Below are 24415 nucleotides of genomic sequence, written 5' to 3' on the forward strand. Positions count from 1 at the left end.
ATTACAAAAATAAGGATTTGACTATTAATAATACGTTTTAATCAGCTACAGTTATTGTATGTTTTATTTCGTTGCCTAGTTCATCAACAACAGTTATACGGTGTTCACCTTGTTGAGGTAAAACGGCCATATCATGTATGTCTTTGGTTTGACCAACAAAAGTATCGTCAATATACCAATACAAGGTGAGTTCTGGTTTTGAGTGGGCTACTTTGAGCACCAAATCGTTAGTGTTGCCATCAAAGTCCTTAGGTAAGAAAATGGTGTTTTGCTGATTGGGGTAAATAAATTCCATGCGTATAGCCGAAGTCTCGATACAATCACTTCTGTAAGGTGGTAATGGTTTGTAAAAAGGATTTTTTGTTTTAAAGTAATATTCCTGAAGAGGTGGCAAAACAAACCAAGACACTGTTTTTAACTTTGAAACTGATTCACAGGAAGAATTCACTTGAAATCGTTCTGAAGCATCGAGATGGACCAACTTATGAAAGGGACACGGTGCCGTTTTTTGCCCAGACCTTTGAATAAATTGCTTTTCTATGTCATCACAAACCGTTGAAGCTTGGTAACCACTGCTTTTACAAATGCTCACCTCTATCATTTCGTCATAAGGCTTAGCAAACCATTCACTTTTTGGCAGAAGGTCAAAAATATCAAATAAGATTGGTGCTGCAGTTTGTACGCCAACTAAACCGTGACGACCTTCACCATCTGCATTACCAACCCAAACACCAACAACATAATCTTTAGTAGTACCAATGGCCCAAGCATCTCTAAATCCAAAGCTGGTACCAGTTTTCCAAGCAATTTCTTTAGACGAAACATAAAATTCCCAACTTTCATCGCTTTCAGGACGATTGACTTGTTTCATACTTTCAAAAGTGAGATAGATGGACGCTGCATCAAAAACGGATTTGTCTGAAACCAACTTTCCGAAGTTCACGTTTGATTCAAAACCATAGACAGGTTCTACAAACTCATTCGTATAATATGTACTCGAATTGTCGCTAAAATGATTCAATGTTGAAGCCATTGCCGCATAGCTTTTACATAAGTCCCATAGATTACTTTCCGCACCACCCAGTACTAAGGACAACCCATAATGATTGGCAGTATATCTTAGGTCTTTAAGTTTTAACTGTTTTAAATAATGATAAAAACGGTCCAGTCCAAAATCCTGGAGCATTCGCACTGCAGGTACGTTTAGCGAACGAGACAGAGCTTCATTGGCATGTACGGCACCATCGTATGATTTGTTAAAATTTTCAGGTTGGTAGCTACCAAATTGTGTTGGCACATCAGCCACCAAGGTTTGAGGTAATAAATCTCCAGCATCTAGCATAGCTGCATACAAAAACGGTTTTAAAATACTACCTGTACTTCTAGGTTTGTCAATAATATCCACACTTTTTTGGTGTGCATTATCTGTTGGAGAATTACCGATATAAGTCAGAACTTTTCTGGTATGAACGTCTAACACTAATACTGAAATATTATAAATCTCATTTTGCTTTAATCTATTGTAGTGTTGTTTTACTATGCGATTCGCTTGAGATTGTAGAGCCAAATCAATGGTGGTTTTTAGACGCTCTCCTTTATGCTGTTTCGCTACTTTTTGTAATAAATGTGGTGCAATTTGTGGCAGTGGATATGGTTTTTGTGGTAATGCTTCAGATATGGAAAGTTCATAGGTCAGCTCATCAATAGTACCATTGTCAAATAGTTTTTTTAATAAGCGATTACGCTTATCGAGCAATCGTTGTTGATTTTTACCTGGATAAATTAAGCTGGGTGCATTTGGCAAAACCGCTAGTGTGGCACTTTCTGCCCAAGATAAATTTGATGCTTCTCTATTAAAATAACGCCAAGCAGCAGCATCTATACCAACGACGTTGCCACCAAACGGTGCGTGACTAGCATATAATTTTAAAATCTCGTCTTTAGAATGTCTAAATTCCAAACGTGTCGCAAGAATAAGTTCTATTGATTTTTCGAGATAAGTTCGACGTTGCCCTTTTCTAGACAACCGAATGACTTGTTGCGTGAGTGTGCTTCCACCACGTTTCACAGATCCAGAACTTAAGTTTTCTTTTAAAGCTTTAAAAATTGAAATAGGATTGAAACCAGGATGTTTATAGAAATACTCATCTTCAAAAAGTAGCAAACAGGTTTTAAATTTTTCTGGTACAGTATCTGTTTCAGGAAATCGCCACTGGCCATCCTCAGCAATTTGAGCTCCTAGAAGACGATAATCATTACTTGTTATTACAGTCGCCGTTGGATCTTTAAATAACTGTGATGGCAGGCAGAAGCAATAAACTAATAAAAGAACGCTAAACACAAAGGTTTTTGTCTTATGCCGTTTAATATATCTAAGTAACCTATACATGGACTATACAAAGGTCTGTGAAATTAACTTATTACCTAAATTTACAGACGTTACACAAATTTATCTATATATTTAAACGTGCGAAAACCTCAATTAGATCTTAAACTACTTTTATTTTTATGTTTTTCTGTATTTACAGGGAATGCCATAGCTCAATTGGGATTTTGCCAAGGGAATTCTGGCGATCCCATTTTTGTTGAGGATTTTGGAACTGGTACAGATTATGGCCCACCACTACCAGCAGGTACTACCACCTATACGTTTGTTGGATTTAATGGACCACAAGATGGAGAGTACACCATAGGTAGTAATACATTTGCTTACGGTTGGAATTTACCAAGTGATCATACGCCAGGTGATACTAATGGTAAAGCATTAATTGTGAATGCAAGTTTTACGGCAGGTGAATTTTATAATACTTCTATTAATGGTTTGTGTGAAAATACCACCTACGAATTCTCATCATGGCTTACAAATATATTGCCGAGTTCTGGATGCGGTGGAAACGGAATACCTGTCAATGTAAAATTTGAAATTTGGGACATAACGGATACTAACTTATTGGCCAGCGGAGATACTGGAAATATTTTTGGTACCCCTTCACCAACTTGGGAACAATATGGTCTGGTGTTTCAAACACTAGCTGGTCAGACGTCCGTAATATTAAAAATGATAAATAACGGGGTTGGAGGTTGCGGTAACGATTTAGCGATAGACGACATTGTCTTTAAAAGCTGTGGAGATTTAATTGAAGTTGAGGATAGCACTAGTAATAATAGTATTACACTTTGTAGTTCTCAAACACCATATGCAGATACCATTACGGCTATTCCAGATAATGCCGTTTTCAATGCTCATTTTTATCAATGGCAAATTAGTTCAGACGGTATTACTTGGTTAGACATTGTTGGTGAAACCAATGCCTCCATTAGTTTTACAGGAATTACGACAACCACATATTACAGAGCAAAAGTTGCCGAGTTTCAGGCAAACTTGAGCAATTCAGATTGCATAACTTTATCTGATGTTTATGAAATCACAGTAAATCAGGCTCCGCCTCCACCAATAACGGAGTGCTGGGAGACGGCATCTTTCGATGATGACTCTTGTAGTTGGCTCGTTTCGGGAATACAACCACCTGCACCGACAGATTTAGAATGTTGGGAAACCGCTACTTTTAACAATACAACTTGTGCCTGGGAAGTGACGGGATCCCAACCGCCAGAGCCAATAGATCTGGAGTGCTGGGAAACGGCAACATTCAACAATACTAGCTGTTCTTGGGAAGTAACGGGTGCACAACCGGAACAGCCTTCGCTCGAGTGTTGGGAAACGGCAACGTTTAATAATGTAACCTGTGCTTGGGAAGTTACAGGAACACAACCACCAGAGCCTACTGATCTGGAATGTTGGGAAACCGCAATATTTAACAATACAACTTGTTCTTGGGAAGTTACTGGTTCACAACCGGAACAACCTGCGCTCGAGTGTTGGGAAACCGCAACGTTTAACAATACAACTTGTGCCTGGGAAGTTACAGGAACACAACCACCAGCACCAATTGGTTTAGAGTGCTGGGAAGTCGCAACATTTGATAATGGTACCTGTTCTTGGGAAGTGACAGGTTCACAACCTGAACAACCTGTGCTCGAGTGTTGGGAAACGGCTACTTTTAACAATACAACTTGTTCTTGGGAAGTGACAGGAACACAACCGGCAGAACCTGTTGGTTTAGAGTGCTGGGAAGTCGCAACATTTAACGATGTGACCTGTTCTTGGGAAGTAATGGGCTCACAACCGGAAGAACCTACAGATTTAGAATGTTGGGAGAGCACATTCTTTAATGAAGATACTTGTGAGTGGGAAATTCAAGGTACACAACCTTTGGAATTTAGGGATGAGTTTGTAGTCTTTTGTGAAGGGGAAGAAGTTGATCTCATAGCTTCTACTTCTATTATAAATGCACAATACCAATGGGATTCTGGCGAAATATCAGAATCTATATCTGTAGGTGTGGCAGGGACTTATGTGGTTGAGGTTACAGATGGCTGTTTCACGGAGATTATAACATTCACAGCTACCGAAATAGAAAATCCTGAAATAGAAAGTATAACGTCAGATGGAAGTTCAATCATTGTAAATTTGACTAATAGTGGTATTTATCAATATTCAATTGATGGTGTTAATTATCAGTATAGTAATATTTTCAATAATCAGTCGAGCGGTTTGTATACCATTTATGTAAAGTCTCCTGATTGTGATTATGTAGCGTCTCAAACGTATTTTCATTTTTATATTCAGAAGTTTATAACTCCAAATGATGACGGAGATAATGACTTTTTCGTCCTTAATGTAGCACAATTCTTTGCGTCTTCTGAAGTCTATATATTCGACCGTTATGGAAAACTATTGTATAGTGCCAAAAACGCAAATGTATTTTGGGATGGAATCTATAACGGTAAAGTTTTACCAGCTTCAGATTACTGGTATCGGATAGTTTTGGAGGGAAGAGAAATAAAGGGACACTTTGCTATAAGGCGTTAATCAAGATGTTTTTGATCAGCTTTATATAAAGCGCCCTTAAATAACCTTCAAAGAAATACTATGCCTTAATATGAGTTCAGGATGTAACAATCAAGAACCTTTAGGCATTTCAAATTCAATAATCTTTTCAGTTACCTGATTTTCAAAATCGGTTAAAATTAATTTTATAAACACACGATTCGTTGCAACGCTTACGGGAAAATCTTTAACATTATCAATGGTCTTTACATAATTCAACCAATCTTCACCACACTTATCTATGACATCGTCTTTTAAATCTTTAGTAGCTGTTTCAATAAAAGCAATCCAATCTTTTTCGCTGTAGGTTAAGGTTTCAAATGTATTAGAATTCAACTGCTTTAACGGCTTCCATTCGGTATCAAATTGCGTCCACTCGTTGGTGTTGCATTTTGCATCGGCGCTCATAAAAGATAACCTATTTTCATAACGCTGAAACAAACTGACGTGCTTGTAATCGTTATCCACCAGCACAATGTTTTTGTCTTCTGGTGTAGCATTGACATCAACATTGATGGTTGCCGTTTTGCTATTGTTTAAATTATGCGAACGCTTGTAATCACTCGTTGCCAAATTTTTAATTTCAACATTTAAATCGTTTAGTTTCAAACGAATGGTTTTAGCAATTTTTTCTGACGATAAATAGCCATCAAACACATAGCCAATGTGGTTTCTGGTTTCTACCTTAACCCATTCGCCACTTACTTTTTTACCAGCATCAATGACGACCAATTGCTTGTCGGTTTTTTCCAATAAACCAATGGCTTCACCATAGGCTAATTTTGTTAGCATTTTACCGCTAATATCTGGTTGGTCTCTCAATGACAATCCACTTTCTGCGGCCACATAAACATTTTGTTGCGCTGATACCAATAGGATACTGAACACAAATCCAATCGCTAAAATCATTTTTAAATTTTTACTCACGGCACTTATATTGTTTAGGTGTACGTGATTTTTTTTCAAAAGATTCATAATTTCTAAGTTTTAAATTGAACATTTTAGCGGTTTGTTCTTCTTGGATTCTTGCCTGTCGACCGACAAGTAGTTTAGCTTTGTTTTTTTAATCCCCTACTTTCTTGTGAGTTCGTTTATTTCTCAACTGTTACCCATTGCCCTTTATTGCGTACTAAATAATTGTCATTATCGTACATAGCTTCGGCTTGTGCACCTGGTAAATAGTAAGTGCCTAAATAGGATGCATTGAGCATTACCGTAAAGGTTTTTGTGCCATAATTCCCTTTTCTATTCATATCAAAAAAGAAGTTGACACGGTCGTCTCTAATGTCTGTATATCTAGCTTGACTGACCGTTGTATCACCAAAATCGGTAAAGCGTGTGTTGACAATATCCCAACCCGATGGAAAAATCTGAGTCAGCGCCACATCATTGACATAATCACTCGTGAGGTTAGAAATGCTAACCGTTGCTACAAAATCCTGACCTTGTTGTAATTTGGTCACATCTATTGTATTTCCTTGTAAATCTTTATAGACTGTTGAAATTGAAAAGCCACGTTGTACTGGCAATTCCTCACCTAACTTCAGTTTTCCAGAATTTAAGATTCTAACATAGACCACATTGTCCTTGCTGTTATTGACTGTAATTTGATTTGTACCATCATTCACAGGAATGTTGCGTTGTGCAATACCATTTTTAGTGGCAATAGTTTCTGATTTACCGTTTATGGAATAGTTGAGTTTTAAATCTTTTCCACCATTTTCAACAATAAGTTTACCCATTACCAATAAGCTGTAGGCTGTGGTTTGCGTGCTCATCCATCTATCACTAGATAGCGATTTGGCAATACTTTTTGCCAATTCTACTTTTTTAGAATCGTTGGTAAGCAACATTGCTTCTAAAGCCATTGCTCTGTTTCTGTGTAACGACCCATACGTGTAATTATCAGAATTGATAGGCTGAAAATCGATATTGGCCGTTTTCGCTATCGCTTGGCTCGCTTCTTTTTGTCCGGCCAGAGCATAAGCCGCAGCCAATCGCCATTTAGCATCATTAGAAATGTCATCAAACTCACGTAATCGGTTCATACTCGCTAAATCCGGACTTCCTGCTAGAGCTAAGGTATACAATCTGTAGGCTTGCGTTAAGTCACTATGGTAATGTCTGTAGCTTGGTCGCCAGTTGCGAGCCGCTTGACGTTGATAGGCAATCCAGTTGCTCTTAAAACTTAGAGGTAAAACAAATCCTTTCTTTTCGGCTTCAATCATAAAATGACCTGCATAGCTCGTTCCCCAGTCACTTGCCGTTCGTTCGCCTCGCCAATACCCTAAGCCACCATCTGGATTTTGGAAGGTGCCCAAACGACGAATACCATTTTCAATATTTTGCTGTACTTCCTTTTTCTTTTTATCTGTTAGGTCAAAAATATCCGTTAAGTACAACTGCGGAAATACACTAGATGTGGTTTGCTCAACACAACCGTAAGGGTAACGAATGAGATATTCCATACGCTTAGAAAAATCCATTGGTGGCAAGGTTGAAAATTCTACCGTTGCATAGTTGGTGCCTGGTTCGCCAAAGGTTGAAAAGTCAATCGTTTGATTGCCATTGGCAGCCAATTCCTTATCAATAACTCGAGAGGTCATTGGGTTAGGGTTTTCAACATCAATCTCTACTTTGTAGTTCGATGTTTCGCCATTTCCTGAAGCGATAACTTCAATCGTATTGATACCTTTTGCTTTAGAAACATCCAATTCAAAATATACCATTTTTTCATCTGGTCTATCGAATTGAAGCGATTGTGTTTGCTGACCTTTAACTGTGATTCCATCACTCAATTTTAAAGATAGATTGACGTTCTTCACTTTGTTTTCCATCGCAAAAACGGTAACAGGAAGCGTTACTTTTTCGCCAGGACTCAACTTACGTGGTAAAGTTGCCAAGACCATCAAAGGTTTTTTAACCTGAACAGATTTTTCAGCACTTCCGTAGGCTTCATTAGTATTATTTCCAGCAACAACCATTGTGCGCACAGCACCAATATAATTTGGCATTTTTAATTGATGTGTTTGTGTTTTCCCTGCATCCAAAAGAAACGGTCCTAAATACGTCACTACAGGTTTAAAACGATTGGCTTTTTTGTTCTTGCCTTTAGCAGCAGCACCATCACCACCAATAGCAAAGACTTGGTCTATACTGCCAGAATATGCGCCAATAACATCATCGAAAACATCCCAAGTTTTTACACCTAATGCTTCACGAGCGTAGAAACTATCCCAAGCATTTGGTGTTTTAAATCGGGTTAAATCGAGTAAACCTTCCTCTACAACAGCAATGGTGTAGGTCATTGGTTTGTTGTTCTTTTCAGATACTTTTATTTCGTAAGATTGCTCAGGTCTAATAAAATCTGGCATCTTAATTTGTGGTTCTAATTTGGTGGCAGGATTTTCTACCATCATAGGAATAACACCATACAAACGAATCGGTAAATCGTTAGACGTTATAGCGTGAGGCTGCAACAACGAAATATTGATAAATACGTTTGGAGCCATTTCTGGCGTTACAGGAATATCAACTGTAGTCTCGCCAGGTTGTGTTTTTACCCATTGGTGTTTTAAAACTTCGGTGCCATTTTCTATACTGATTAACGCTCTACCTTCACTACCAGATGGAAAGGTAAGTTTTGCAGTTTCGCCAACATTATAATTGTCCTTATCTGTTGAAAAGACTAACATTTTAGCCGCATCCTTATCGCCAGATGGGGAATTAGACCACCAATTTTTATAGAAATACGCAGTACGACCAGTTGCGTGACCACTCACTGGGTCCACAATTCTGATGAGGTAGCGTCCACGGTCTTTTTCCGGAATATTGATTTTGAAGCTTGCTTTACCTGAAGCATCTGTGTCAATTTCGTACTGTTGCATTGGTCTATGGTAATTGCTAGACACGTAACTAGACAGGTTGTCGTAAGAGGAATTCCACCACCAACGCCATTCAATTTTATAGATTTTTACTTCTAATTTTTTACGCTGAATTGGTTTCCCGTTGGCATCAACCGTTGCAATGTCAAAGGTGTGATTTTCATCCGTGAAGAACGAGCCATAACGATTGCCTTCAGGCGAACGCAAACCAACAAAACTCTCGTAAGGTGCATAAGGCACTGTAAACGCATCGAGTGAAAAACCGCCACCATTTTCAAAAGCACGAACTAAGAATTGTGCGTTTAACATTCCAGGTGCATTTTTTCCAATATTTAATATTGAATTGACTTTTGCATTGCCTTCAGCATCAAGATTACCTTCAAAAACATTAGTTTCTTCCGTACTGAAATTACGAGTTGGGTCGTTGAATTCATAATTTTTATAACCCTCAAAACTGGTATATTTTGTTGTGAATTTTGCCTTAATTTCAGCTTTTAAATTCTTTGCAGGTGCACCGTGAAGCCAGGCCACATTCAAATCGCCTTGAAGTGGTTTGTTGTTGGTTAACACCTTGTCTTCAAAATCTATTTTAATTTTTAAACGGTTCGGTTTTACCGTTTCAATTTTCAAACTTTTGGTAAAATTGGCACCACCAACCGAAACTTTAGCATTGTAATTTCCTGTTTTGTAATCTGACGAAGTAGGCACTTTAAAATCGTAGAAATTATTGATGTTATCTACCGAAACTTTACGATAGACCAACTTACCAACTGGGTCTGTGATTTCTAATTTTACGGGATGACGTTTTGGTAATTTGTTCGCTTTGTCATTTAGCATAAAGGTTAAAAACAGACTGTCGCCAGGTCGCCAAACACCACGTTCGCCATAAATGTAGCCTTTAAGTCCACGTTGCAATCTGCTTCCAGATACATCGAATTTACTTAAAGACAGCGAATTACCATCAAACAATTTTACATAACTCACGTTGTTACCTTTTTGAGCAACCGCAAAAGCTGCACGTTTTTTGGCGTCAATTTCTACAAAACCATCTTGATTGGTAATACCATCTGCCAAAGCTTGTTGTTGATAGTTGTATAATGTGATTTTTGTGCCAGATTCTGGATTAGTATCTAAAATATTGGTCACCGCAAAAAAGTAGGTATTGTCGTTGCCTTTCTTAGCAATAACACCAAGGTTAGAGCCAATAAGGTTGGCAGCAATGCCTTTATTGCCATAGTTAAAATAGGATTCAGTACACGGATTATTTCTTTCGCGATAGTTGTAATTTCTGTTCTTATAACTATAGGTAAGGTTGTCCCAATACTGCTCTTCTCTTAAGTCTTGTTCTTCTTCGGAAATGTCTTCGGAAGCATAAACATCATCCTCATAAAAGTCGTCGTAATAATCATCATAATAATCGTCCTCATCGACGTCTGAAGTTTCAACATTAGATGAACAATCGTATAAGGAATAATCTTTTTTAAAGTCGATTTCAACGCGATAAATAGCACCAGCATCTGCTTGTATATATTTAGATAAATCGACGCTGTAGGCTTTCCATTTTCCTGTGTTTTGAGATGGATTTTGAATAAGCGTTATCGTCTCTTTGGCAATGCGACGACCAACATTTCTAATCGCATAACTGTTATTGCTATTAAGGTTATTGTCTTGTAAAAACTGAAGCACATTATCCTCAAAAAGTTTGATGATTCGCACATCGACTTTACTCAAATTAACCGCTTCAAAATTAAAAGTTAAGTCTTTTGAATTCGGAAGAATAGAACCACTGCTTACTAAGCGCACCTGAGGTTTCAATTCCTCAAAGGTTAGGGTTTGGGTGAACTGATTTTTGAGTTTGAAGCCGTCAGTGTTTTTGATTCCTGTAAATACATCAACTCTGATGTCTCCTACCAATTTAATATCTGGATACACTTTTAATACATTACCATCGACGATATATTTTGGGTTTTTTACATTTTGAAGTGCTACCAAACCAGCAAAATTCTGTTGCTTTTGTAAAGGGTCTGAAAAGTTAATCGTTAAATGCTGCTCAGGATTTTGAATTACATTAGTTTCTATAATAGTAAAGTTGTTTTTACCAGGAATGTTAAGGTAATTTTCCCCTTTAATATCAGCGTTAATAGCTTTGCCATCCCAAGACACGAGGACTTTGCTATCTTCAATCTCTCGCTTAATACTATCAATTTTAAATTCGAAATAACGAGATGTGTCGTTACCTTCTAACCATACAATGTTGAGGTCTTTATTGTTCTGAGAGGCTTCTACCAACTTTTTAGCATCTTCTAGAGCAATAATATCAGCCGATTGCAAAGTACCTAAAACATACTGCCATTCTTTGCTATACGATTGTAGATTTTTGGTATTAAGATTAAAACTCGGTCTAATGGTTTTAAACTGAAAAGTGTAATACTCAAAGTCTTTAGGAATGTTTTTATAGATGTCAGATAGATTAACAGTAACGGTGTATTCGGTGTCTGATTCTAGATTTTCATCTGGCGTGAACAAAAGCGTGTGTTTGTTTAGAGCTTTGAGGGATCCTTCAACATAAGGATGTGTTTTTACGATTTTTGCATCAATACTTTGTTCAGCTTCCCAACTTTTAACCTCTTCTGCTAAACTGACTTTTATAGGATCCGTTACCGAAACACGACCAGATGTGGTATAGCTGATGTAATCGCGAAACTTAAAAATGTTATCGGTTTCAATAGGCTTCTTTTTACAAGAAAATACAAGGCTTAGTGTCAGTAGAACGAGAAGGTGCTTTTTTAACTGCATAGCTGATGATGGATTTAGTGTAAAACATTGACTTAAAAAGAGAGGTAGGTGCTTTCTTGTTAAATAATTACGCCAGTTGTTTCAGGTTTAGATTTTAGGCGGTTGTTAAATTGTTCTTAAAGTTATAAAATGGTATCAAGAAGTAATAGCAGGTTTAATTTCACTCGAACTGACTTGAATTAATTTTCATAAATCCCAATCGTCAACTCACCTTTATCGTTCATCGTAGCGCGATACATGCCAGCAGTGTTAAAATCGGCAACCATATTGCCATTTTTGTCTACAGCTACAATACCACCATCACCACCGAGGCTTTTTACCTTGTCTAAAACTATTTTCGCTGCTTCTTTTAAACTTAAGCCTTTGTAATCCATTAAAGCCGAAATATCGTGAGCCACTTGTGCTCTTATAAAATATTCGCCCCAACCTGTACTAGATACTGCACAAGTAGCATTGTTGGCATAAGTGCCAGAACCGATAATTGGTGCATCACCAATTCTACCATAACGTTTGTTAGTCATTCCGCCGGTTGAGGTGCCAGCAGCGAGGTTTCCATTTTTGTCAAGTGCAGCACAACCCACCGTACCAAATTTCGCATTTTTAATATCTGCATCGTAAAAGTCAAAGTAAGCAGATTCGGTATCTACTTTACTCGCATTTTTAGCTTCGCGCGCCCTAACACGTTTTAGGGATTCTAATCGGTTTTCGGTGTAAAAATAGGACGGATCAACAAGAGTTAATCCTTGTTCTTCTGCAAAGATTTCCGCACCTTTTCCTGATAGCATGACATGCTTTGATTTTTCCATTATAGCTCTAGCTAAGTTGATAGGATTTCTAACTGTTGTGGTGCCGGCAGATGCGCCAGCGTTTAAGGTTTTGCCATCCATTATGGAAGCATCGAGTTCATTAGTTTCAGCATTCGTAAACACAGCACCCTTGCCAGCATTAAAGAGTGGTGAATCTTCTAAAACGTTAATTGTTTTTTCAACGGCATCCAGACTGCTTCCACCATTTTTTAGAATCTCATAGCCTACTTTAATAGCTTCTTCTAACTTCGCTTTGTAAGCTGCTTCTTTTTCGGGTGTCATATTCTTTTTTAGAATGGTGCCTGCACCACCGTGAATGATGATGGCAAAATCTGCGGGTTCAACTTGTGGGCTTGTGGATTTTTCAGAACTGTTTTCGGTAGTTGATTCGCTATTATTTTTACACGAGAAACAAAGAGAAAATACGATGAAATAAATGAGAAGTTTTTTCATAATGAAAGCTGATTTTTAAGTGCTTTAAAGTTACATTATTAGATGTCACTCTTCAAGCTAAACTGATAAATTATTAGTAACTTCGTGGCAAATTTTAATAATTCATAAAAAATAGACGTATATGGAAGCAGTTGCTACCGATTTCGGAATAAAAGAAGCCTTAAATCAACTAGGTGTTAAAGCTATTAATCATGGAACTTCTACAGGCTCTAATAGCTTTGGTAGTGGTGAGTTAATTTCATCTTACTCGCCAACAGACGGACAGTTAATTGGTAAAGTTTCTACTACAACAAAAGAAGACTACGATAAAGTTATAAAAACTGCTCAAGACGCTTTTTTACAGTTTAGAGCAATGCCAGCACCACAAAGGGGTGAAATAGTTAGACAATTTGGTAATCGTTTAAGAGAATTAAAAGAACCATTAGGTAAATTGGTGTCTTACGAAATGGGTAAATCTTTACAAGAAGGTTACGGTGAAGTACAAGAAATGATAGATATCTGTGATTTTGCCGTGGGATTATCAAGGCAATTAAATGGTCAAACCATTCCATCTGAAAGACCAGGACACGTTATGAGAGAGCAGTGGCACTCTTTAGGTATTGTTGGAATTATTTCTGCATTTAACTTCCCAGTTGCGGTTTGGTCTTGGAACACAGCTCTAGCATGGGTTTGTGGTGATGTTTGCGTCTGGAAAGCTTCAGAAAAAGCTCCACTTTGTGCAGTAGCTTGTCAAAATATTATTGCTGAGGTATTAAAGGAAAACAACTTACCAGAAGGTATTTCTTGTATCATAAACGGGGACTACAAAGTGGGTGAATTTATGACAACGGATCATAGAATTCCTTTAATTTCTGCAACTGGATCTACACGTATGGGACGTATCGTTGGCAAAACTGTCGCTGAGCGTTTTGGAAAGTCCTTACTAGAATTAGGTGGTAACAATGCCATTATCATCACCCCAACAGCAGACTTAAAAGTTGTAGTACCAGGTGCTGTATTTGGTGCTGTTGGTACTTGTGGACAACGTTGTACAAGTACACGACGATTAATTATACATGAGTCTGTTTACGATAAAGTAAGAGATGCTATTGTTGGTGCATACAAGCAATTGACTATTGGAAATCCTTTAGACGAGAAAAACCATATAGGTCCTTTAATTGATAAGGATGCTGTAAACACCTATCTATCTGCAATTGAAAAAGCAAAAGCTGAGGGCGGAAATGTGTTAGTTGAAGGTGGTGTTTTAGAAGGTGAAGGTTATGAGTCTGGTTGCTATGTAAAACCAGCAATTATAGAAGCAGAAAACGACTTTGAAATTGTACAAACGGAAACCTTTGCACCAATTTTATATCTAATGAAATATTCTGGTGATGTTGAAAATGCTATTGAGTTGCAAAACGGTGTGGCACAAGGGTTATCGTCTGCAATCATGACTAATGAAATGAAAGAAGCAGAAAAATTCTTATCCTTCGCAGGAAGTGACTGTGGTATTGCCAATGTAAATATTGGGACTTCTGGCGCAGAGATTGGTGGTGCTTTTGGTGGTGAAAAGGAGACTGGTGGAGGACGCGAATCAGGATCTGATGCTTGGAAAATATACATGCGAAGACAAACCAATACGGTAAACTATTCAGACCAATTACCTTTAGCACAAGGTATCAAGTTCGATTTATAGTTAATAACATACTTTCAATTCTTAAAACCCGTTTCTAATTTAGAAATGGGTTTTTAATTTTAATTGGTATGACTATTTCGGAATGATTCTTGTTTTTGTTAAACCAAAATTTGAAATTGTAGTCTAAGGGTTATGACACAAAAGGAGCTTCAACATTTGTATTGGCGTGCTGGTTTTGGGTGGCATCCAAAAATGGGTTCATTGTTTTCTAAAGAGAGAAAAAAAGTTGTGACTGCTCTTTTTAAAGATTCTCAAAGCATTACACCAATTCAATTGGATTTTTCGTATCTACAAGGTGTGAATCCAATAGACATCAAAAAGTTCCCTTCTTTAGCAAAGGAAATTCAGGAAAAAAACCAAAAAAAAATCTTAGAGCTTAATTATGCTTGGGTAAAACGACTGATACATCCAAAAGAATTACTGCGTGAACGAATGACTCTGTTTTGGGCAAATCGTTTTGTCTGTGGAGATAGGCATCCTATGCACATTCAGCGATACAACAATACACTGAGACAATATGCGCTTGGTGATTTTAGGAAGTTTGTGAAAGCCATTTCCAAGGAGGCCGCAATGCTCAAATACCTCAATGGAAAACAAAACAGGAAGCACAAACCCAATGAGAACTTTGCACGTGAATTGATGGAGCTCTTTACATTGGGTGAAGGTCACTACACTGAAAGTGACATTAAAGAAAGTGCACGTGCTTTTACAGGTTATAACCATAATTTTAGAGGGGAATTTGTTTTTAGGAAGTTTCAGCACGACTATGGCTTTAAAACGTTTTTTGGTAAAACAGCAAGATTTGATGGAGATGACATTATAGATGAAATACTTTCCAATAAGCAGTGCGCTCGATTTATTTGTGACAAGGTCTATCGCTATTTTGTAAATCCAATACCAAATAATGCCCATATTGAAGCCATGACCAATGTATTTTTTAAGGATTACAACATTGAACATCTAATGCACTTCATGTTTATGGCTGATTGGTTTTATGCAGAAGAAAATATCGGAAGCAAAATAAAGTCACCCATTGAATTTTTGGTAGGTATAGCAAATACAGTTCCGGTATCATTTGAAAGCGAAAGGGATCTTCTCGTTATTCAAAAACTATTGGGTCAAATGTTATTACACCCTCCAAATGTAGCGGGCTGGAAAGGAGACAAAGCTTGGATTGATGCCAATACCATAATGGTAAGATTAAAATTGCCGTCCGTTTTATTGAATAATGCTATGATTTCATTAAAGGAATATGGTGATTTCAATGATAAATTCAGAAAGGAATATTTCAAGCGTAGTAAAGGAAAATTACCATTCAAAACACTACCAGATTGGGGAGCGTTTTCAAAAGACTTTAAGGCTATTGAGACTGTAGATCTTTCAGATATCATCATTCAAGGAACTATTAATAACGGCACTGCAGCATACCTTAAGACGCTAAGTAAAGCTTCTAAGCGAGATTATTGTGTTCAGCTCATGTCATTACCAGAATATCAAATGAGTTAGTTATGGATAGACGAAAATTTCTAAAAGATTCTGCATTGGCAAGCAGTTTAATGTTTGTGCCAAGTTTTCTTAAAGCCTTTGAATCTGTTGATTCTATACGTTTAGGTTATAAGAGATTAGTTGTCGTCCAACTGGCAGGGGGTAATGATGGTTTAAATACCATTATTCCATATAACAATGATATTTATTACAATTCTAGACCAAGTTTGGCAATTACCAAAGACATCATTCGTATGACTGATGATTTGGGCTTTCACCCAAGTTTGGTATCCTTGCGTAATTTATATGATAACGGCGAACTTTCAATATTAAATAATGTAGGTTATCCAAATCCTGTGCGTTCGCATTTTAGGTCTATGGATATTTGGCAAACGGCAAGCGATTCTCACCAATATTTACAAAGTGGTTGGCTGGGTCGATATATGGATATGCATGGCAACAAACCCTACAATGCCATTGAGATGGATGAGCAGTTAAGCTTGGCTATGAAAGGTGAACATTTTAACGGTATTGCCACTAACGACTATAAAATATTGCACAGAACGGCTAAAGATCCATTTTTTAAGAGTGTTCTCAGTCATTATAATGATGCACATTTGAGCGAGCACAATTTGGGTTATCTCTATCAAACAATGATTGAAGCAAAATCTTCTGCAAAGTATATTTACGAAAACACCAAAGTAAGGTTATCAAAACAAGAGTATCCTCAGAATGGTTTTGCTAAACAGTTGAAAAACGTTGCACAGTTCATCAATTCAAATTTAGACACCAAGGTGTTTTACACCTCTCTTGGCGGTTTTGATACGCACGCCAATCAACAAAATAAACAAGCAAGATTATTATCGCAATATGCTGAAAGTATTTCAACCTTTGTTAAAGATTTAAAACGAAACGACACCTTTAAGGATACTTTGATTTTAACGTTTTCGGAATTTGGAAGGCGCGTAAAACAAAATGCTGCTAATGGTACCGAACATGGTGCAGCAAATAATGTTTTTATCATTGGTAAAAATTTAAAGCAATCAGGTTTCTATAATAATTTGGCTAGCCTAGAGCAGTTAGACGATAATGGTGATTTAATATATGAAATTGATTTTAGGACCATCTATGCCACAATTCTGAATAAGTGGTTAAAAGCCGATGACAAAGAGGTTTTAAATAGGGATTTTGAAAAGCTCGATTTCATTTAGAATTACATTTGAATAGCTTTTTTGGTTATTTTTAAAGTAAAAAGCTAAAATGATGAAGAAGTTTATTTTGTTTCTAATTGTTATAACACTCCTTGCCTGCAATTCTGATGACTCCAACCCACAATACTGTACAGAAGAATATGTTTATGGACTGAGTATTACACTAAGAGATGCCGTCGACAACACAATTGTTACAGATGGATTAACCGTTAAGGCTTCGGATGGTTTTTATGAAGAAGAACTTATGCGGATTGAGAATTCCAACAATTTTTTTGGTGCAGGTGAACGAGAGGGAACTTATATTATAGAAATAACATCTACTAACTATCAAGACTTTACTTCAGATCCAATTTTAGTGACTAGGACCGACGATGACTGTCATGTCATCACAGAAATTATAGAATTTCAATTAACACCTAATTAAAACAATAAACCTTGTTCCAGATTTAGCTTTTAAAGCTTGCTGAAACAAGGTTATATAATTGATTAATAGCATACCAAAGATGCGTATTAAATATTTTAAATTTTTAAATTTTTGATGAAAGGCAGAAAAAAATGTATTATCTGCATTAATAAAAACCTAGACTTCGATGAGATGCAAAAATAGCGGATAAACTAGCAGTTATGTCCGATAAAAATCAATTGTATTTCACTTTACGAAGTATCCTCATAGTTTCTTTGTAGGACCCGTAAAGATCTTCATCATACTTTTTAATATGGGGCTTTGCGTAATCTAATTTTGGCAAGGCATCTTCAAATCCATTGAGGTAACATATTAAATAACTTGCCGCTAAATTTTTAAGGTCGGGAATTTCATGATTTGCAATTGTTATTCCTTTTTCCAGTTTTTCTAGTAAGGTATTGTTTGTGTTGTAGATATGGTATAATACTTTTTTGTCGAATTGTGGAGGTTCAAAAATTAAATTAGATTCAATAGCATAGTTGGCATTATTATCAAAGTGTATGATTTTTTCTTCGAGTTTATAGTATTTATATGATTTTTGCAGACCAAGTCTAACGTATTCCACAATTTTAAAAGAATCTTCATTATAAAAAATGGCAACTTCATCTAACGCTGAGTAGAACAGACGTACTTGTTCGTTAATCATTTCAATATCTACTCTAGAATAGAAAACTTCGTCTTTCACCTGCTTTTTTTGTCCTGACCAACAAAGCACAAAATACTCTTTAAAGACTTTGTATTGTGGATTGTAATCCTCGCGCTTGTTCATAAAGTCAAAAACGCCATTTAAGGTTAATTCTATGTTGTTTTGTGCATGATTTTCAATAGCAGCAACAATCTTGGAATTAACATCTTTAATTTCAATATCAAATACCTTGGGCATACTCATACTGCCATCTCTAAAAAAGACGGAGCCACCATAATACTTCCAAATGTTTTTTCGAAGAGAAGTGATTTTGTCTATAGGTCTTATAGTGACTAAGCCCACGACTTTATCGTCTGGTAAATGAGGAAAAGGAATATTCTCATACTGAACTATTGGTGGATTGCTGAGGTAAGCATTGATAAGATTCTGAATCTTACTGTCGTCAAAAAAATCGGTACCAACAATTTTATTGTCTTCATCCTCAACCCCTATAACAATATAGGAGTTGTTTTTTGGATTGCTATTGGAAAGGGCACAGATGTGCTTTAAAAATTTAGCTTTTCCCTCTTTATGGCTAATATCAACCTTTCGTTTTTTGTCATAAAAGCTGTTCTCATCATTGTGAGCCAGTAGGTTTTTTATGAGTAGGCGTTTATTAATCATAATTTTCATTCCTGTTTACACAAGAATTCTAATCTGTTTTTTTCACGATGGAAGAATTGGCCTGAGCTGTACAGAACATTAATACATCTGCAATATTAACATGAGATGGTCTTGAAACAGCAAAGTAAATTACCTCTGCAACATCCTCGGGTTGTAGTGCCTTGTAACCTTTGTAGACATTATCGGCTTGCTGTCCACCTTTGAATCGTACTTGGGAAAATTCTGTTTCAACCAAACCAGGATTTATGGCAGTAACTTTAATCCCAAAAGGATTTAAGTCTATTCGCATACCTTCTGTAATGGCCAAAACGGCATGCTTGCTACCACAGTATACATTGCCTTTTGGGTAAACTTCTTTACCTGCTGATGAACCAATATTGATGATATGACCAGATTTTCGTTTTGTCATATCAGGAATTATAGCTTTACTGACATAAAGCAATCCTTTTACGTTAATATCCATCATGGCATCCCAATCCTCAAGACTCCCATCTTGAATGGGATCCAATCCATGTGCGTTACCTGCATTGTTAATTAGAATGTCAATCGTATTAAATGCTTCAGGTAAAGATGCAATAGCTTTGAGTGTTTCTTCCTTGTCTCTTACATCAAAATTTAAGATATGTACATGAGTTTGTTGAGATAGGTTTTTTTTAATCTCTTCTAACCTCTCTTGTCTTCTACCGCATAAGACCAAATTAATACCGTGTTTGGCAAACTCATAAGCTGTTGCCCTTCCAATCCCACTAGTAGCACCAGTGATTAAAGCTGTTTTTTTCATAATTATGGAACTTTATGCCCTTGGCTAGCTACTAAAATTAAGAACCAGTCTTCCAGTTCTAATTCAATTTTTGTAGCTTCTATAGCTTGTTTTAATCTTGTTTTGTTTGTGGTGCCTACCACAGGGTGAATTTTTGATGGATGTTTCATTATCCAAGCCAACAAAAGTTGATCTTCCGTTGCGTTGTATTTATCCATCAATAAACCCAGTTGTTTATGAATCCGTCGGGTTTGTTCATTATCCTCTTTAAAAACCAAACCCAAAGGAGACCAGGCCATGGGTTGAATACCAGAAGTGATCATGTAATCTAGAGTGCCATCATGCATGGCTGTATGCTGTGTTAGTGAAAATTCAATTTGGTTGACATCGATATCCACACGTAGACCAATCATTTCCATTTGCGATGGTGTGAAATTAGAAACACCAAAATCCATTATTTTCCCGTCTTTTTTCAGAATGGTAACTGCTTCGGCAATTTCTTCTGCAACCATGAGTGGGCTTGGTCTGTGAAGCAGTAGTAAATCTAAATAGTCTGTTTCAAGGTTGTTGAGTGACTCTTCAACTGACCAAATAATATACTCTTTACTGTAGTCGTAATGTTTTACTTTATTGTTTCGGTTATCGGATAAATGTTGAATTCCACATTTTGATATCAACTGAATATCCTCACGTTTAATACCTGAGTTCATAAAGGCTTTTCCAAAGTCGGCTTCTGTGGTATAACCACCATAAATATCAGCATGATCGAAGGTTGTGATGTTATGGGAAAGACAATGCTTTATAAGGTCTGCCATTTCTTTTTTTGAGAGTTGTTTGCCCCAACGTCCCCAGGTCATAGTACCTGCAATTAATCGAGAATATTTCACTTTTCTTTCAGATTATATAGATTTTCCTGCAATTGATGTATAAAAATACAGAAATCATTATGATTAAAGTATTCTTGTTTTGTAATTCTTATGCACTCCCAATCATGAAAATGGCTCATCTTGTTAAACAAGTTTTATTATCTGTTCTTTTAATAAGTTTAACAGGTTGCTCAAAAGATGAGGTTGATGAAGCTAAAGATAGGACTCAGGTTACAATAACGCTAAAAACCTCTAATCAAATATCTCATAGCATTTACCTTGATATTCAAGATATTCAATTCAAAGTAAAAACAGATAATGCACCTGTAGCTAATTGGTTGAGTTTACATACGATTAATCAAGGTGTATGTAATGCTTCAGAATTGAATGAAGATGCAACACTCCTTTTAGTTGATGACTTTGAGATTGAAGCATTTTATCTTCATGAAATACGATTAGTCCTTGGGGATAATAATTTTATTGATATTAATAACGTATTGCACAGTTTAGAAGTCTCTACTTTTGGGAATGCCAGACCTTCTAATGTTATTGAAACACAGCTTAACTCAAAACGAAGATACCATATGGTGATTGATATAGACCTCGATAAATCCATAAGCTATAATCAAGAAGAAAATATGAGGGTTCTTAATCCTAAATTATATACGGCTATACGTCAGATTGAATATTAAGTTTTTTCTAGAGAGTTTCAGTTATTATTAAAGGGAGAGAGCCTAAGTCATTTTTTGCAAAACTTTTGTGATTATAAATTTGAATCATGACATCTAAAGGTAGCATGTATGCCGTATATTAGTAGTAATCAAAATATAAGTTATGAAATTTTTAAAACATTTTACAGTTGCATTTTTAGTCCTCTTAACATTTTCATGTAATAATTCCGATAATTCAACGAATAGCGCTTCACCAACGCTTTCCATAAAATTAGTCGATGATGCAGGAGATTATGAACATGTATATGTAGAAGTCTTAGATGTTATGGTAAAATATGACAGCGATGATTTTAATGAAGATGATGATAATGGGTGGCAATCTGTAGGGATTATTTCTCCGGGAGTGTACGATCTTCTTGAACTCACGGGTGGTGTGAGCTTACAATTGGTAGATAATGAAGAAATTGAAGAAGGTACCATAAAGCAAATACGTTTAATTCTGGGTGATGATAATAGTGTAGTTTTGGAAGGAGAAATGGAGCCTAGACCATTAAATACACCAAGTGCTCAACAGTCTGGGTTAAAAATTATGGTAGATCAGGAAATTATTAGTGGATTTAATTACGATTTTGTTCTGGATTTTGATGTCGATGAATCTATTGTTATGGCGGGGAATTCAGGAAATATAAATTTAAAACCAGTTTTGAGAGCCAGTTTAGAAATTAATTCTGGTACAATTGCTGGAAATGTATTGCCTAATGACATTTCTGTAGAAGTTGAGGTGACAAATGGCGATATTACAGCTTCAACCTTTACGGACTCATCAGGATATTTTGAAATTGTTGGATTACCAGAAGGGTTTTATATAGTAACCATTACACCAGATGACGACGCGATGTTAGATCCTGTTATTGTAGACGATGTTGAGGTTACGGTTGGTCAAACAACAAACTTAGGAACAATTACTTTAGAGTAGAAAAAACAAAACAATTAAAAAAGTGCGGTATCATTACGATATCGCACTTTTTTTTAACCAATTGTTAACAGCAACTACCGAATAATTTTAACACTTTGCATCTTTGAATAAATCACTAGAAAAGATAAGCTCTTACACCTAAGAATTATGGAAGAAACGAGTACAGTTGACATTAAGTCAATTAATGAAAAGATTGAAAAAGAAAGTGCATTTGTAGACCTACTAACCTTAGAGATGAACAAGGTCATTGTTGGTCAAAAACATATGGTGGAACGTTTGCTAATTGGTCTACTTGGACAAGGACATATTTTGCTAGAAGGTGTTCCGGGTTTAGCAAAAACCTTAGCTATCAATACCTTATCCAAAGCCATTGATGCCAGTTTTAGTAGAATACAGTTTACACCAGATTTACTGCCAGCAGACGTTATCGGTACATTGATTTACAATATAAAAGAGAATGATTTTTCAATCAAGAAAGGTCCAATTTTCGCCAATTTTGTACTAGCAGATGAGATAAACAGAGCACCGGCAAAAGTACAATCCGCTTTGTTAGAGGCTATGCAAGAGAAGCAGGTAACTATTGGAGATGAAACCTTTACCTTGGATAAACCATTCTTGGTAATGGCAACACAAAACCCAGTAGAGCAAGAAGGAACTTATCCTTTGCCAGAGGCGCAGGTTGACCGTTTTATGCTTAAAACCGTTATAGATTATCCAAAACTGGACGAAGAGCAATTGATTGTTCGAGCCAATTTGAAAGGTACCTTTGATCAAGTCAATCCTGTGGTTTCAATAAAACAAATTCTCAGTGCTCAAGAAGCAGTTAGAGAAGTTTACATGGACGAAAAAATTGAAAAGTATATCCTCGATATCATTTTTGCGACCCGTTATCCAGAGAAATATAGGTTGGGCGATTTAAAGGCTTTAATTTCTTTTGGGGCATCGCCTCGTGGTAGTATTAATTTGGCCAACGCAGCCAAATGTTATGCATTTATAAAACGAAGAGGTTATGTCATTCCAGAAGATGTAAGAGCCGTTGTACATGATGTACTACGTCATAGAATTGGTATTACCTATGAGGCTGAAGCCGAAAATGTAACTTCTGAAGACATCATTAACAAGATTGTTAATGAGATTGAGGTGCCTTAAGATTTTAGATTTAAGAATAACGAACCACGATTTTTCAAATCGTAAATCAACAATCTTCAATCGAAAATTGAAAAGATGGATACCAAAGAACTTCTAAAAAAAGTACGAAAAATAGAGATTAAGACACGACGGTTGTCTGATCATATTTTTGGTGGTGAATACCACTCTACGTTTAAAGGGCGAGGTATGACGTTTTCTGAAGTGCGCCAATATCAGTTTGGGGATGATGTAAGAAATATTGATTGGAATGTTACAGCAAGATATAACGAACCCTTCGTTAAAGTTTTTGAAGAAGAACGAGAGCTTACCATGATGTTAATGGCTGACGTTTCGGGTAGTAAATTTTTTGGAACAAAAAATCAATTTAAGGATGAAATCGTTACTGAAATTGCAGCAACACTAGCATTCTCTGCAACCCAAAACAATGATAAAATCGGACTTATTTTATTTTCAGACGAAATCGAGATTTACATTCCACCGAAAAAGGGACGCTCACATGTATTACGAATCATAAGAGAATTATTGGAGTTTCAGCCTAAAAGTAAAAAAACCAACGTATCCGAAGCCTTCAAGTTTTTGTCTAATGTTATGAAAAAGAAAGCCATAGTCTTTGTGCTTTCAGATTTTATTGCAGACGATTACAAACACACACTTAAAATTGCCGCAGGAAGACATGACATTACAGGCATAAGGGTTTATGATAAACATGAAGAAACTATCCCTAATATTGGGATGGTGCAAATGGAGGATGAAGAAACTGGCGAGTTACTTTTGGTAAATACGGCTTCTAAACAAGTGAGGCGAGACTACGGGAAATTTTACAACGAAAAAGTGGATTATTTTAGAGATAGTTTTACCAAGTCTGGTGCTGGTTCAATAGATTGCAGAGTAGATGAAAGTTATGTAAAGAAGCTGCTAGGATATTTTAAGCGAAGAGGATAAAGCAAGTTAGAAGTAAAA

Annotated in this window: 16 protein-coding genes; 9 read left to right on the plus strand and 7 right to left on the minus strand. The window is 36.5% G+C overall.

All coding sequences use genetic code 11. The features are described 5' to 3' along the window. Positions 1–37 precede the first annotated feature (37 nt). The gene (pbpC, locus tag ACFQ1K_RS12265; RefSeq protein WP_320554458.1) at positions 38–2389 is read right to left on the minus strand and encodes a penicillin-binding protein 1C; all 2352 of its coding nucleotides are present in this window, start codon (positions 2387–2389) and stop codon (positions 38–40) included. Between the two features lie 78 nt (positions 2390–2467). Here pbpC and ACFQ1K_RS12270 point away from each other — a divergent pair, with 78 nt between their 5' ends. After that, positions 2468–4933: a T9SS type B sorting domain-containing protein gene (locus ACFQ1K_RS12270; protein WP_320554457.1), complete on the plus strand. Its 2466-nt coding sequence runs from the start codon at positions 2468–2470 to the stop codon at positions 4931–4933. A 90-nt stretch (positions 4934–5023) separates the two neighbouring features. Here the strand turns inward: ACFQ1K_RS12270 and ACFQ1K_RS12275 are convergent, their stop codons facing one another. From ACFQ1K_RS12275 to ACFQ1K_RS12285, 3 genes are all read right to left on the minus strand, one after another. Further along, complete coding sequence (locus tag ACFQ1K_RS12275) at positions 5024–5926, minus strand: SH3 domain-containing protein (RefSeq protein WP_320554456.1); 903 nt, start codon at positions 5924–5926, stop codon at positions 5024–5026. 116 nt (positions 5927–6042) lie between these two features. Then, complete coding sequence (locus ACFQ1K_RS12280; RefSeq protein ID WP_320554455.1) at positions 6043–11631, minus strand: alpha-2-macroglobulin family protein; 5589 nt, start codon at positions 11629–11631, stop codon at positions 6043–6045. Positions 11632–11810: 179 nt separating this feature from the next. Continuing rightward, positions 11811–12890, minus strand: a complete 1080-nt coding sequence (locus tag ACFQ1K_RS12285) for an isoaspartyl peptidase/L-asparaginase family protein (RefSeq protein WP_320554454.1) — start codon at positions 12888–12890, stop codon at positions 11811–11813. Between the two features lie 121 nt (positions 12891–13011). Between ACFQ1K_RS12285 and amaB the strand changes: the two genes are divergently transcribed. From amaB to ACFQ1K_RS12305, 4 genes are all read left to right on the plus strand, one after another. Further along, positions 13012–14565: an L-piperidine-6-carboxylate dehydrogenase gene (amaB, locus tag ACFQ1K_RS12290; protein WP_320554453.1), complete on the plus strand. Its 1554-nt coding sequence runs from the start codon at positions 13012–13014 to the stop codon at positions 14563–14565. A gap of 132 nt (positions 14566–14697) precedes the next feature. Beyond that, the gene (locus ACFQ1K_RS12295) at positions 14698–16071 is read left to right on the plus strand and encodes a DUF1800 domain-containing protein (RefSeq protein ID WP_320554452.1); all 1374 of its coding nucleotides are present in this window, start codon (positions 14698–14700) and stop codon (positions 16069–16071) included. Positions 16072–16073: 2 nt separating this feature from the next. Next, positions 16074–17261 (plus strand): DUF1501 domain-containing protein, encoded by a 1188-nt coding sequence (locus tag ACFQ1K_RS12300; RefSeq protein ID WP_320554451.1) that lies wholly within the window; start codon positions 16074–16076, stop codon positions 17259–17261. Between the two features lie 49 nt (positions 17262–17310). Beyond that, positions 17311–17685 (plus strand): hypothetical protein, encoded by a 375-nt coding sequence (locus ACFQ1K_RS12305; RefSeq protein WP_320554450.1) that lies wholly within the window; start codon positions 17311–17313, stop codon positions 17683–17685. 214 nt (positions 17686–17899) lie between these two features. On the opposite strand, the gene ACFQ1K_RS12310 is transcribed toward ACFQ1K_RS12305, so the two are convergent. Genes ACFQ1K_RS12310 through ACFQ1K_RS12320 form a run of 3 tightly spaced genes read right to left on the minus strand, consistent with a single transcriptional unit; the run spans position 17900 to position 20680 of the window. Then, positions 17900–19033 carry an ATP-binding protein gene (locus ACFQ1K_RS12310; protein WP_320554449.1) on the minus strand — a complete coding sequence of 378 codons (1134 nt, stop codon included), beginning with the start codon at positions 19031–19033 and terminating at the stop codon, positions 17900–17902. 28 nt (positions 19034–19061) lie between these two features. Next, positions 19062–19814 carry an SDR family NAD(P)-dependent oxidoreductase gene (locus tag ACFQ1K_RS12315; RefSeq protein ID WP_320554448.1) on the minus strand — a complete coding sequence of 251 codons (753 nt, stop codon included), beginning with the start codon at positions 19812–19814 and terminating at the stop codon, positions 19062–19064. Between the two features lie 2 nt (positions 19815–19816). Continuing rightward, entirely contained in the window at positions 19817–20680 is an 864-nt protein-coding gene (locus ACFQ1K_RS12320; protein WP_320554447.1) for an aldo/keto reductase, read from the minus strand. 59 nt (positions 20681–20739) lie between these two features. Between ACFQ1K_RS12320 and ACFQ1K_RS12325 the strand changes: the two genes are divergently transcribed. From ACFQ1K_RS12325 to ACFQ1K_RS12340, 4 genes are all read left to right on the plus strand, one after another. Beyond that, the gene (locus tag ACFQ1K_RS12325) at positions 20740–21351 is read left to right on the plus strand and encodes a DUF4382 domain-containing protein (protein WP_320554446.1); all 612 of its coding nucleotides are present in this window, start codon (positions 20740–20742) and stop codon (positions 21349–21351) included. Positions 21352–21493: 142 nt separating this feature from the next. Continuing rightward, a complete protein-coding gene (locus ACFQ1K_RS12330; RefSeq protein ID WP_320554445.1) occupies positions 21494–22306 on the plus strand; it encodes a DUF4382 domain-containing protein in 813 nt (270 codons plus the stop codon). Between the two features lie 147 nt (positions 22307–22453). After that, positions 22454–23455: an AAA family ATPase gene (locus ACFQ1K_RS12335; RefSeq protein WP_320554444.1), complete on the plus strand. Its 1002-nt coding sequence runs from the start codon at positions 22454–22456 to the stop codon at positions 23453–23455. Positions 23456–23530: 75 nt separating this feature from the next. Continuing rightward, positions 23531–24397, plus strand: a complete 867-nt coding sequence (locus tag ACFQ1K_RS12340; protein WP_320554443.1) for a DUF58 domain-containing protein — start codon at positions 23531–23533, stop codon at positions 24395–24397. The last annotated feature ends 18 nt before the right edge of the window (positions 24398–24415 follow it).

The sequence above is a fragment of the Winogradskyella aquimaris genome (assembly GCF_042676105.1).
Lineage (GTDB): Bacteria > Bacteroidota > Bacteroidia > Flavobacteriales > Flavobacteriaceae > Winogradskyella > Winogradskyella aquimaris.